Source organism: Bradyrhizobium sp. McL0616 (assembly GCF_049993385.1).
Lineage (GTDB): Bacteria > Pseudomonadota > Alphaproteobacteria > Rhizobiales > Xanthobacteraceae > Bradyrhizobium.
The window spans coordinates 8495439-8508270 of record NZ_CP188255.1; the positions used below are offsets into that span (position 1 = coordinate 8495439).

Genomic DNA, 12832 nt, shown 5'->3' on the forward strand with positions numbered 1-12832 from the left:
CACTTTTGTTCGAGGACACGCGTTTGGTCCCGTGAGGATGGCTCGAATTTGTGCACCGCAAGCATACGCAAGATCGCGTATACTGCACCGCAAAATACCGACGTAGGCTTTTGGTACGGGATTTGCGAGTTGGCGAGAGGTTCTGAAGAGTTCGGGAGTGGGGTTAAGTGGCAGGGCGGCAGCGAATAGACCGCGTCAGGCGCCAGTACAATCAATGGGTGGCCAACCAGACGCTGGAAGACTACGCGCTGCGCTTCACCGCCAAGAGCGCGCGCCGCTGGTCCGCCGCCCGAGTTGCCAACACGGCGCTGGGCGCGATCTCGTTCCTGGCGATGGAGGCGATCGGCGGCACCATCACCCTCAATTACGGTGTCACCAACGCCACCGCTGCGATCCTCGTGGTCTCGACCATCATCTTCTGCTGCGGCGTGCCGATTGCCTATTATGCAGCCAAATGCGGCATCGATATTGACCTACTCACCCGCGGCGCCGGCTTCGGCTATATCGGCTCGACCATCACCTCGTTGATCTACGCCTCCTTCACTTTCATCTTCTTTGCGATCGAAGCCGTGATCCTGGCCTCCGCGCTCGAGATGTGCTTCGGGATTCCGCGCCCCGTAGGCTATCTCATCAGCGCCGTCGTCATCATCCCGCTGGTGGCCTACGGCATCACGCTGATCAGCCGCTTCCAGCTCTGGACGCAGCCGCTCTGGATCATCCTGCACATCATGCCGTTCGCGGCGATCGCCTGGCACAACCCGCACTCGTTTACGGAGTGGCGCAAGTTCTCGGGCGAGCACGGCGATCTCAACGGACATTTCGATCTGTTGCTGTTCGGTGTGGCGGCCTCGGTGGTGTTCTCTCTGGTGGCGCAGATCGGCGAGCAGGTCGACTTCCTGCGATTCCTACCGCGCGACAGCCGCGCCTCCAAGGCGTCATGGTGGATCGCGCTGATGAGCGCGGGTCCCGGCTGGATCGTGCTTGGCGCGCTGAAATTGCTGGCCGGCTCGTTCCTCGCCTTCTTTGCGCTCAGCCACGGAGTGCCGCCCGAGGAGGCCGCCGAGCCGGCGCATATGTATCTCGAAGCATTCCGATACGTGCTGTCGCAGCCCGACCTCGCGCTGGCATTGACCGGCACGTTCGTGATCCTGTCGCAGGTGAAGATCAACGTCACCAATGCCTATGCCGGCTCGATCGCCTGGTCGAACTTCTTCTCGCGCTTGACGCACAGCCATCCCGGCCGCGTCGTCTGGCTGGTCTTCAACGTCATCGTGGCGCTGCTGTTGATGGAGATAGGCGTCTACAAGGCGCTGGAGCAGACGCTGGCGCTCTATTCCAACGTTGCGATTGCCTGGGTCGGCGCGCTCGTCGCCGATCTCGTCATCAACAAGCCGCTTGGATTGCGGCCGCAGCAGATCGAGTTCAAGCGCGCGCATCTCTACGACATCAACCCGGTCGGCGTCGGCGCGATGACGATCGCCACAATTGTCTCCATCAGCGCCTTCTACGGCCTGTTCGGACCCACTGCGAAGGCGCTGTCGGCGTTTATCGCGCTGGCGGCCGCCTTCATCGCCGCACCCCTGATTGCCTGGGCCACCGACGGCAAATATTACATCGCGCGCAAACCGAAGCGGAGCTGGCAGAACATCGAAGCGATCCAGTGCTGCATCTGCGAGCACTCGTTCGAACCGGAGGACATGGCCTCCTGCCCTGCTTACGCCGGACCGATCTGCTCCTTGTGCTGCTCGCTTGATGCGCGCTGCCACGATCTCTGCAAGCCACACGCGCGCATCCAGGCGCAATTCTCCGAGACGCTGGGCAAGATCCTGCCGCAGCCGATTTACGCGCGGATCAACTCGCAGCTCGGCCACTACCTCGGCGTGTTCGTCGTTTCCGCCGGCCTCGTCGCGCTGGTGCTCGGGCTGATCTATCTCCAGACCTCGGCGAGCGTGCATGGCGAGAACATGCTCGTCTCCAACGTGCTGTGGAAGGTGTTCTTCTCGCTCAGCATCATCATCGGCGTCGTCGCGTGGCTGTTCGTGCTGGCGCAGCAAAGCCGCCGTGCGGCCGAGGCCGAGACACGGCGGCAGACCACGCTGCTGATCCAGGAGATCGACGCCCACAAGCGCACCGACGCCGAGCTCCAGCGCGCCAAGGAGGTTGCCGAATCCGCCAACCTCGCCAAGAGCCGCTATGTGGTGGGCCTGAGCCACGAGCTGCGTTCGCCGCTGAACGCGATCAGCGGCTATGCCCAGCTCCTCGAACAGGATTCGACGCTGAACACCAAGCCCCGCGATCAGGTCCGCGTCGTCCGCCGCAGTGCCGATCACCTCTCCGGCTTGATCGACGGCATCCTGGATATTTCCAAGATCGAAGCGGGACGGCTGTATCTCTCTCGCGACGAGGTTCGTCTCAGCGAATTCCTCGATCAGCTCGTCGGCATGTTCCGCCTCCAGGCCAGCGCCAAAGGCATCGACTTCGTCTTCAGGCGTCCCGCGACATTGCCGACCGTGGTCTATGCCGACGAAAAGCGGCTGCGCCAGGTCCTGATCAATTTGCTCTCCAACGCCATCAAGTTCACCCAGACCGGCAGCTTGCAGTTTATCGTGCACTACCGCAGTCCCGTCGCCGAGTTCGAAGTGACCGATACCGGCCCCGGCATCCGGAGCGACGACCTCGAACGCATTTTCGCACCGTTCGAGCGCGGCGCGCTCGGGGTTTCGCAGCCGCAAACGGGTACCGGCCTGGGGCTCACAATCAGCCGGCTGCTCGCCGGCGTGATGGGCGGTGACATCAAGGTCACCAGCACGGTTGGCCGCGGCAGCACGTTCAAGGTCAAGATGCTGCTGTCTGAAGTCGCCAACCCCAGGCGCATCGCGCCGGTGGAGGCACCGGTCTCCGGCTATCACGGTGCACGCAAGACCATCCTCATCACCGACGACGACCCCGTGCATCGCGATCTCTTGCGCGAGGTGCTAACCCCGCTGGGATTCATCCTGCTCAGCGCCGCCGACGGACCGGGCTGCCTCGCGCTGGCGCAGCATTGCCGGCCCGATCTGTTCCTGCTCGATATCTCGATGCCGGGCATGGATGGCTGGACCGTCGCGGAGCAGCTGCGCGCAGACGGCCATCATCAGACGCGCATCCTGATGGTGTCGGCGAGCGCGCTGGAGGCGCATGGCACGCCGCTGGCACAGCCTTTCCACGACGGCTATTTGATGAAGCCGATCGACATCCCGCGGCTGCTGGAAACGATCCGTCAGCTTCTGAAGCTCGAGTGGCAATACGGCTCCGACGAGATCGTAGTACCGCTGTGGCAGCCCGAGAGCGGCTCGCGGCCGCCGGTCAGGCACGTCGAGGCGTTGATCGGGCTCGGTCAGATCGGCTACGTCAGGGGCATCCAGTTGAAGCTCGACGAGATCGGCAGCGAGCATCCCGAGCACGCCGACTTCGTCGCCGAAATGCGATCGCTGGTCGATCGCTTCGATCTCGACCAATACATGACCACATTGAAAACACTGCATGCTTATGAGCATTGAGACGAAAAAGCGCGACGTCGCGCTCGTTGTCGACGATTCCCCGGAGACGCTGCGGCTGCTGACAGACGCGCTCGACGGCGCAGGGATGACCGTGATGGTGGCGCTCGACGGCGCATCCGCAATGCGCATCGTCGAGCAGATCACGCCCGACATCGTGCTGCTCGACGCAGTGATGCCCGGGCTGGACGGGTTCGAGACCTGCCGTCGACTCAAGCGCGACGCCGGTCTCGCCAACGTCCCCGTGATCTTCATGACGGGCCTCGCCGAAACCGAGCACATCGTGCGCGGATTGGAAGCCGGCGGCGTCGACTATGTGACCAAGCCAATCGTGATCGAGGAGATGCTGGCGCGCATCCGCGTCCACCTTGGCAATGCCCGGCTGACCCAGAGCGCGCGCACAGCCCTAGATGTCTCCGGCCGTTTCCTGTTCTCGGTCAACCGCCAGGGCAACATCCTCTGGGCGACGCCGCAGGCGCAGAAATTGCTGAGCGATCATCACGGCGCGCAGGTCGACGACTTCGTCCTGCCGCCATCGCTGCTGCAATGGCTGGAGCAGGTTAAGGGCAAGGGCAGCTCGAAGTCTCAGGCGGCCTCCTTGCCCGACAATCCGCAACTCCGGTTCTACTACATGGGCGAAACCGGGCCGAACGAGTTCCTGCTGCGGCTCTCCAAGGAATCCGGCACCGCGCTGCCGCCCGAATTCACCAGCGAGCTCGGCCTCACCACCCGCGAGGGTGAAGTGCTGGCATGGCTCAGCAAGGGCAAGACCAACCGCGACATCGCGCAGATCCTGGGATTGAGCCCGCGCACGGTCGACAAGCATCTGGAGCAGATTTACGCAAAGCTCGGCGTGGAGAACCGGACGGCGGCAGCCGCGATTGCGACGAATGCGACGCGGCGGAATTCGTAGTCATGCGCGAAATGAATCGAGACATTGCCCACCCAATAAAAGGTGTCGTCCCGGCCAAGGCCGGGACCCATAACCACAAGACGTAGTTTGGCGAAGACCCGTTATCGTGGGACTACCACCGTCCGCGATCGATAGATTCCGCGGTATGGGTCCCGGCCTTCGCCGGGACGACATTGTAATATGCGGCTAGCGCTTATCGCCCCTCACCCATACACAAACGCCCCATCATCCAGATCCGTCTTCGGGATCTCGTCCTTCTCGGTCCAGTAATCCTGGCTGTGCTGCCATTCCGGCTTGTCGCCGCGCTTGGGCAACAGATTCATGTCGCGCATAATGTAGCCGGGGTTGAAGTTTTCGGGATCGATCCAGGGCAGGATCGGCATGTTGTGGTCCTCGGCGCGCAAGCTCACCTCGACCTTCTTCGTCCCCTTGGCTTTCATGTGGCCGAGCAGCCGGCAGACAAAATCCGCGACGAGGTCAACGCGCAGCGTCCAGCTCGCGCGGAAATATCCGAACACCCACACCATGTTCGGCACGCCCGTGAACATCATGCCGCGATAGGTCACGGTGTCGCCGAAGGCGAGCGGCTTGCCGTCGATCTCGAAGGCGATATCGCCAAGCGCGGCCAGGTTGAAGCCGGTCGCGGTGACGATGACATCGGCCTCTAACAGCTTGCCGGATTTGAGCTGGATGCCGTTCTCGACGAAGCATTCGATCTCGTCGGTGACCACGGAGGCCTTGCCGCTGGCGATACCCTTGAACAGATCGGCATCCGGCACGAAGGCAATGCGCTGCCGCCACGGCCGGTAGCTCGGCGTGAAGTGGGTCTCGACGTCGTAGTCCGGCCCGAGCACCGCGCTGATCTGGCCGATCAGCTCTTTCTTCACCTGCTCGGGCTTGGAGAGGCAGAGCTTCGTAAACGCATCCTGCTCGAACAGGATCTTGCGCCGCACGATCTCGTGGATCCAGGCCTCGTCGACCTGGAGCCGGCGTAGCTCCTCCGCGATCTCGATGGCGTTGCGGCCAAGTCGGAAATAGGTCGGCGAGCGCTGGAGCATGGTGACATGCGCGCATGTATCCGCGATGTTCGGCACCAATGTCGCCGCGGTTGCGCCCGAGCCGATCACGACGACCTTCTTGCCGGCAAGGTCGATATCATCCGGCCAGGTTTGCGGATGGACGATGCGGCCCTTGAAGCGGTCGGCGCCCTTCCATTCCGGCGTATACCCTTCCGAATGGCGATAATAGCCCTGGCACATCCAGAGGAAGTTCGCGGTGAAGGTCTTCGCTTCGCCGGTGTCCGTCGTCATCGCCTCGATGGTCCAGAGATTTTGCTCGCTCGACCAGCTCGCGGAATTGATCTTGTGCTTGTAGCGAATGTGCCGAGCGATATCGTTGTCGTCGATCACCTCGTTCATGTAGGCGAGGATTTCCTCGGCGGACGCGATCGGCGGGCCGACCCAGGGCTTGAAGCTGTAGCCGAAAGTATGGAGATCGCTGTCGGAACGAATGCCGGGATAGCGATGCGTGCTCCACGTTCCGCCGAACGTCGCTTGCGTTTCCAGGATGACGTAGCTCGTGCCCGGTAGCTGCTTTGTGACGTGATAAGCGCTGCCGATGCCGGAGATGCCGGCGCCGACGATCAGCACATCGAAATGTTCAGAAGCCCGTTTGGTCGTGGCGTGACTGCGAACAGCGACATTCATTGTTGCTTCTATGCCTTGTCTTTTTCAGGCCGCCCTTGATGGGCGGCGCGTTTCCTCCGCGACGGGCATGGTCGCCCATCGCGCTTCCGCTTTAAAATGACATAGATCAAGTCGCGATCAAATCACAGAGCCGCACCCCAGCTCCGCGCGGTCTGCAAGATCCAGTCGCGATAAAGCGTGAGCGGCGTGACGCCGGTCAATCCGCCGCAGCCGGCGGCGCCATTCGGCCCGGTCGACCAGCTGATCACCCCGACGAGCACGGCGCCATTGGGCTTGTCCTCGAACACCGGACCACCGGAATCGCCGGTGCAGGCGCCAATTCCGTCGCGAACACCGTTGGTTACGGGATCGACGAGGCGGATCTGAAGGGTGCCGGGCTGGCCGGTGGCGACGAGTGCGGCCACGCGCGTCGTGCCACCGCTCTTGCCATCACCGCGCACGGTGACGCCGATGCCGACGATGGTGAAGCGGCCTCCGACCTGAATTGGAATATTTGGTGCACCGACCGGCACCGCCGATTTTCCCTTGAGTGGAATATCGAGTTGCAGCAGCGCCACGTCGGCCGTGGCGCGATGCGCCTGCATGGCCTGCATGTTGAAGTTTGGATGGATCGCGACGGAGCGGACGTTCAGCAACTGTGGCTGACCGTCGGCACCGCGATCGACGATCTTGTAGTCCGCCCCCGGCTGCACGCAATGGGCGACCGTCAAAACCAGCTTGGGCGCGATCAGGCTGCCGGTGCAGAAATTGCCGCGCGAACCGACGATGGTGACGATAGCGCGCGCAACGCCGTCGGTCTGCGGCGTGCCGCCGCCGACGATGGCGTGAGCGGGTGTGGCGAGTAGCAGTGCGGCTGCGATGAGTGTCGCGGACTTCTTCATGGGAACATGTCTTTGCGGTCGAAACGGTCAGGCCTGAGATGGGCTGGCCCTTACCGATATCGCATGCTAGCCGTTTTGGGAAAGCATTGGCGAGGGCAGGACATTGGCGATCGAAGCTGTGATCTTTGATTTTGGCGGCGTGTTGACGAGCTCGCCTTTCGAGGCCTTTGCGCGGTTCGAGCGGGAGCGCGGCCTGCCGGTCGACATCATCCGGCGCACCAACGCCGCCAATCATCTTGAAAACGCCTGGGCGAAGTTCGAGCGCGCCGAAGTCGATATCGATGCCTTCGACAAGCTGTTCGCCGAGGAATCTCGCGCGCTCGGCGCGGAAGTGCGCGGCCGTGACGTGCTGCCGCTGCTTCAGGGCGACCTGCGCCCCGAAATGGTCGAGGCTTTGAAGCGCATCAAGGCGCAATTCAAGACCGGCTGCATCACCAACAATCTGCCCGCCAATGCGATCGGCAGCATGACAGGACGCTCCCTCTATGTCGCCGAGGTGATGGTGCTGTTCGACCACGTCATCGAATCCGCGAAGATCGGCCTGCGCAAGCCCGATCCGCGCATCTACCGCATGATGGTCGAGACACTGAAGGTCGATCCGAAGGCTTGCGTTTATCTCGACGATCTCGGCGTCAACCTGAAGCCCGCGCGCGAGATGGGCATGACCACGATCAAGGTCGCCAGCGGCGCCCAGGCGATCGCCGAGCTCGAGGCGGCGACGGGATTGAAGCTGGGGTAACGTCAGCTACTCCGCGGCGGCGGCGATCCGTTCGGGAAAGGCGGCGGCGAGTGAGGCGCGGTCGGGCTTGAGCACGCCGCGTTCGGTGATAAGGCCGGTGACGAGGCGCGCCGGGGTCACGTCGAACGCGTAGTTCGCGACCGGTGAGCCCTCAGGCACGATACGCACCGTCTCGAGCCGGCCATCCGCGGTGCGGCCTGTCATATCGGTGACTTCAGCGCCGCTACGTTGCTCGATCGGGATGTCGCGAATGCCGTCATCGACCGCGAAATCGATCGTCGGCGACGGCAGCGCGACGTAGAACGGCACGTTGTTGTCGTGCGCGGCGAGCGCCTTCAGATAGGTGCCGATCTTGTTGCAGACGTCGCCATTGGCGGCGACGCGGTCGGTGCCGACGATGGCGAGATCGACCATGCCGTGCTGCATCAGATGGCCGCCGGTGTTGTCGGGGATCACGGTGTGCGGCACGCCGTGATGGCCGAGCTCCCACGCCGTGAGCGAGGCGCCCTGATTGCGCGGGCGGGTCTCGTCGACCCAGACATGGATCTTGATTCCGCGCTCATGCGCGAGATAGATCGGCGCCGTCGCCGTGCCCCAATCAACAGTGGCGAGCCAGCCGGCGTTGCAATGGGTCAGCACGTTGACGACCTCGCCCGGCTTCTTCTTCGCCACGATCGCCTCGATCAGCAACAGGCCGTTGCTGGCGATACCGCGGTTGATCTCGACGTCCTGCTCGACGATCTCGTCGGCGCGGGCGTAGGCCGCTTCCGCCCGTTCGAGCGGATCGATCGGCGCGAGCGTCGCGCGCATCTCGTCCAGCGCCCATTTCAGATTGATCGCGGTCGGCCGTGCCACGACGAGCGTCTCGTAGGCGCGCTTCAGGCCATTATCGGAGGCATCCTCGCGCATCGCGAGCGCCATGCCGTAAGCGGCGGTCGCGCCGATCAGCGGCGCGCCGCGCACCAGCATATCGCGGATCGCCACGGCCGCATCTTCGCACGAGGTCAGCCGAGCGACCACAAACTCATGCGGCAGCCTGCGCTGGTCGATGGCGCCGACCGACCAGCCGTCGCGCTCGCGCCAGATGCTGCGAAAATGTTTGCCGTCGACCTTCATGGCGTTTGCCTTTCGTCTCAGGCGCGCAGGATACGGCCCGCCACGGCGTCGAGCTTCTTCAGGAGCTCCGGATCGCGTGCCTCGGGCGCGGTGATCAGCGCGGTATCGAGCGCACGGTCCGAGCCGATCGGGCACGGTTCATGCTCGCGCGGGAACTCCTTTGCCAGCCGTGCCACCAGCGCCTTGGCCTTGTCGGCGTTTGTGGTCAGCACACGGATGATATCCTGCACAGTGACCGCGTCGTGATCGGGATGCCAGCAATCGAAATCCGTCACCATCGCAACCGTGGCGTAGCAGATCTCCGCTTCGCGCGCGAGCTTGGCCTCGGGCATGTTGGTCATGCCGATCACGGAATAGCCCAGTGTCTTGTAGGTCATGCTCTCCGCATAGGTGGAGAATTGCGGCCCCTCCATGCAGACATAGGTGCCGCCGCGTGCGACCGCGATGCCCTCGGCTTCGGCTGCGGCAGCAAGATGGATGCGCAGCCGCGGCGAGACCGGATGCGCCATCGACACGTGCGCGACACAGCCTCTGCCGAAGAACGAGCTCTCGCGCTTGTGGGTGCGGTCGACGAACTGGTCGACGAGAACGAACGTTCCGGGCGGCATCTCCTCCTTGAAGGAACCGCAGGCCGACAGCGAGATCAGGTCGGTGACGCCGGCGCGCTTCAACACGTCGATATTGGCGCGATAATTGATGTCGGAGGGCGATAGCCGATGACCCTTGTCATGGCGCGGCAGGAACACGATCGGCAGGCCGGCGATGGTGCCACGCCGTACCGGCGCCGACGGCTCGCCCCAGGGACTGCTGATCACCTCTTCGCGCGCGCCCTCGAGTCCCGGCAAATCATAAATGCCGGAGCCGCCGATGATGCCCAATACCGCCTGCGTCATGCCTGCTCCACCCGTTCGCCACCTGCGACATGGTTAAGCTATGCCAGTTTTGCTGCGGTTTTGGAACTGGGGTGGTGGGCTGGATGGCGGTGTCGTGAAGAGCGCAAGGCACTTGCCACAACGTCGTCCCGGCGAAGCGCTTAATTAAGCCGCGGTCGCGGGCTGCAACTGGCTTGCGACCATCCGCTCCAGCGTCTCAACCGACTGGAAATTCTCCGGCGTGATCTCGGACTGCGGGATGGTGAAGTCGAACTCGGCTTCGACACCCAGCATTAGATTGACCATGTCCATCGAGGTCAGGCCGACGTCGACCAGCTTGGCCTGTGGCGCGACATTGGCCGAGAGCGAATTCTGCTCGAGGATGCCCTTCACCAGCTTGATGATGCGATTGCGCACGTCTGTATCGAAGGCCTGCATCGGCAAATTCCCATATGTCTATCAAGTTCGGACCGGACTGCCGGATACGATGGGCAGGGCGAGCCGATCCCGCAATGGGCTCGACCAATACTTCGCGCTTCTTAGTAAACGATGACTCACGTTGATTAAAATTAGCGGCACTGCCAAATCGCTAATCGGACAATCGGAGTTTGCGAGGTCGGAACAACCGGACCTTAACTGTCCATTTGGAATTGGGGCGCGTTTACCCTGAATTTAATCGACTAATTTGAGTCAAATCCCTAGCCTCGCTTCAAACGTAAATAGGGTCGGATGGTCGTAAACAGCATCAATGCCGATGCCTGACGATCTCGAACGGCGAACCGGAGGCGGACGAGTATGAACGTGCGTGAAGCAGCTCTCACTGTCGACGAAACGCAGGCGAGCCTTCTCGAACAGGGCCCCTTCTTGATCGAGCGCGCAGCCCGTACCGCCACCGTGGCGGCGGCCGACGCCGACGGGGTCGACCGCGACGCCCGCTTCCCTCACGAGGCTTTCGACGCTGCGCGCGAGCAGAAGCTACTCGGCGTCATGATCCCGGTCGAGTTCGGCGGGCTCGGTGCCTCGATCTACGACGTCACCGATATCTGCTACACGCTCGGACGCGCCTGCGCCTCGACCGCGATGATCTACGCGATGCATACGACCAAGGTGGCCTGCGTGATCCGCCATGGCCACGGCATTCCCTGGATGGAAACCATGATGCGCCGGGTCGCTCGCGACCAGTGGCTGCTCGCCTCCTCCACCACCGAGGGCCAGAACGGCGGCAACATCCGCGCCAGCGCCGCCGCCGTCGACAACGCCGGCGACACCGTTTCGCTCGTGCGCGACGCCACCGTGATCTCCTACGGCGCCGAGGCTGACGGCCTCGTCACCATCGCGCGCCGCGCCACCGACGCCGCCGCCTCCGACCAGGTGCTGCTGGCGCTCGCCAAGGACGACTATTCGCTGAAGCGGACGCTGGGCTGGGAAACGCTCGGCATGCGCGGCACCTGCTCGACCGGCTTCGAGCTCAGGGTCGACTGCCCCGCCGACCGCGTCTTCCCGGAATCCTACGACAAGATCCATTCGCAGACCATGACGCCGTTCGCGCATCTGTGCTGGTCCTCGGCCTGGGCCGGCATCGCTGCAGCCGCAGTGACCCGCGCGCAGGCCTTCATCCGCAAGGCAGCCCGGAGCTCCGGCGGGCAGATGCCGCCGGCGGCCGCGCATTTCACGGCCGCGAAAATGTCGCTGGCAAAGCTGCGCGCGCTGATATCGGCCAATCTCGACGCCTTTGCCCGCGCCGAGCATGACGAGCGCGCGCTGGGCTCGCTCGACTTTCAGTCCTCGATCACGCTGTTGAAGGTGCAGGCCTCGGAGCTCGCGGTCGAGACCGTGATGCATGCGATGCGCACCACCGGCCTCTCCGGCTACCGCAACGACGGCGAATTCACCATGGGCCGCCACCTGCGCGACGTGCTGTCGTCGCCGATCATGATCAACAACGACCGCATTCTGGCCAACGCCGCCACATCGACGCTGATGAGCGGCATTCCGGCAAGTCTTCGGGACTGAGAAGTCTTCGGGACGAACAAGCCTTCGAGCTAACAAGAACAATTGCCGATAACAGGAAGTCGAACATGAACATTGCTGTTCTCCCCGATTCGCCCGAGACCGCGCCGCAGGCTGCCGATCCGCTCGATCATCTCGCCGATACGCTGTTTCATCCCATGGGATCGGACGGCGTCTATGCACGCACCGCGCTTTATGAGGGAATCGTCGAGCGACTCGCCGCGCTGATCACAAGCAATCGCGAAGCCGGCACCGAAGTGATGCGCTTTCCGCCGGTGATGAGCCGCGCCCAGCTGGAAAAATCCGGCTATCTCAAGAGCTTTCCAAACCTGCTTGGTTGCGTCTGCGGCCTGCATGGCACTGAGCGCGAGATCAACGCCGCGGTGAGCCGCTTCGATGCCGGCGGCGACTGGACAACGTCGCTGTCGCCGGCCGATCTCGTGCTGTCGCCGGCCGCATGCTATCCCGTCTATCCGATCGCGGCGAGCCGCGGCCAGCTGCCGAAGGGCGGCCTGCGCTTCGATGTCGCCGCCGACTGTTTCCGCCGCGAGCCGTCAAAACAGCTCGACCGGCTGCAATCGTTCCGGATGCGCGAATATGTCTGCATCGGCACCCCCGGCGACGTCGCCGATTTCCGCGAACGCTGGATGGTGCGCGCGCAGGGGATCGCGACCGATCTCGGCCTGACCTTCCGCGTCGACTATGCCAGCGATCCCTTCTTCGGCCGCGTCGGCCAGATGAAGGCCGTGAGCCAGAAGCAGCAGCAGCTCAAGTTCGAGCTCCTGATCCCGCTGCGCTCGGCAGAGCAGCCGACCGCCTGCATGAGCTTCAACTATCACCGCGAGCATTTCGGCGTGACCTGGGGCATCCAGGACGCCAATGGAGAGCCCGCGCACACCGGCTGCGTCGCTTTCGGCATGGACCGGCTCGCGGTCGCGATGTTCCACACGCACGGCACCGATCTCTCCGCCTGGCCCGCCAAGGTGCGGGACATTCTGGGTATGCAGCCGCTAGCTCCGGCTGACGCCCACGGCGAAGGCTGGCGCTAAGGTAAGAGGT

Annotated in this window: 10 protein-coding genes; 5 read left to right on the forward strand and 5 right to left on the reverse strand. The window is 63.4% G+C overall.

Going from position 1 to position 12832, the window contains the following annotated elements; genetic code table 11:
- Positions 1-167: 167 nt before the first annotated feature.
- Positions 168-3539: a hybrid sensor histidine kinase/response regulator gene (locus ACPPVR_RS40950; protein WP_426612151.1), complete on the forward strand. Its 3372-nt coding sequence runs from the start codon at positions 168-170 to the stop codon at positions 3537-3539.
- On the forward strand, positions 3529-4449 hold the full coding sequence (locus tag ACPPVR_RS40955) for a response regulator (protein WP_426616288.1): 921 nt from the start codon (positions 3529-3531) through the stop codon (positions 4447-4449). The genes ACPPVR_RS40950 and ACPPVR_RS40955 overlap by 11 nt, the downstream gene beginning before the upstream one ends.
- A 203-nt stretch (positions 4450-4652) precedes the next feature.
- On the opposite strand, the gene ACPPVR_RS40960 is transcribed toward ACPPVR_RS40955, so the two are convergent.
- Both ACPPVR_RS40960 and ACPPVR_RS40965 read right to left on the reverse strand, forming a co-directional pair.
- The gene (locus ACPPVR_RS40960) at positions 4653-6155 is read right to left on the reverse strand and encodes a flavin-containing monooxygenase (protein WP_426612152.1); all 1503 of its coding nucleotides are present in this window, start codon (positions 6153-6155) and stop codon (positions 4653-4655) included.
- 122 nt (positions 6156-6277) lie between these two features.
- Positions 6278-7036, reverse strand: coding sequence for a S1 family peptidase (locus ACPPVR_RS40965; RefSeq protein WP_426612153.1), 759 nt, complete (start codon positions 7034-7036; stop codon positions 6278-6280).
- Between the two features lie 103 nt (positions 7037-7139).
- Between ACPPVR_RS40965 and ACPPVR_RS40970 the strand changes: the two genes are divergently transcribed.
- Positions 7140-7775 (forward strand): HAD-IA family hydrolase, encoded by a 636-nt coding sequence (locus ACPPVR_RS40970; RefSeq protein ID WP_426612154.1) that lies wholly within the window; start codon positions 7140-7142, stop codon positions 7773-7775.
- Between the two features lie 6 nt (positions 7776-7781).
- Here ACPPVR_RS40970 and mtnA read toward each other — a convergent pair whose 3' ends face one another.
- From mtnA to ACPPVR_RS40985, 3 genes are all read right to left on the reverse strand, one after another.
- Positions 7782-8891 (reverse strand): S-methyl-5-thioribose-1-phosphate isomerase, encoded by a 1110-nt coding sequence (mtnA, locus tag ACPPVR_RS40975; RefSeq protein WP_426612155.1) that lies wholly within the window; start codon positions 8889-8891, stop codon positions 7782-7784.
- Positions 8892-8908: 17 nt separating this feature from the next.
- Entirely contained in the window at positions 8909-9784 is an 876-nt protein-coding gene (locus tag ACPPVR_RS40980; RefSeq protein WP_426612156.1) for an S-methyl-5'-thioadenosine phosphorylase, read from the reverse strand.
- A gap of 144 nt (positions 9785-9928) precedes the next feature.
- Positions 9929-10201, reverse strand: a complete 273-nt coding sequence (locus ACPPVR_RS40985; protein WP_426612157.1) for a phosphopantetheine-binding protein — start codon at positions 10199-10201, stop codon at positions 9929-9931.
- Between the two features lie 357 nt (positions 10202-10558).
- On the opposite strand from ACPPVR_RS40985, the gene ACPPVR_RS40990 reads away from it, so the two are divergent.
- Complete coding sequence (locus tag ACPPVR_RS40990) at positions 10559-11776, forward strand: acyl-CoA dehydrogenase family protein (RefSeq protein WP_426612158.1); 1218 nt, start codon at positions 10559-10561, stop codon at positions 11774-11776.
- Between the two features lie 65 nt (positions 11777-11841).
- Positions 11842-12822, forward strand: coding sequence for an amino acid--[acyl-carrier-protein] ligase (locus ACPPVR_RS40995; protein ID WP_426612159.1), 981 nt, complete (start codon positions 11842-11844; stop codon positions 12820-12822).
- Positions 12823-12832 lie beyond the last annotated feature (10 nt).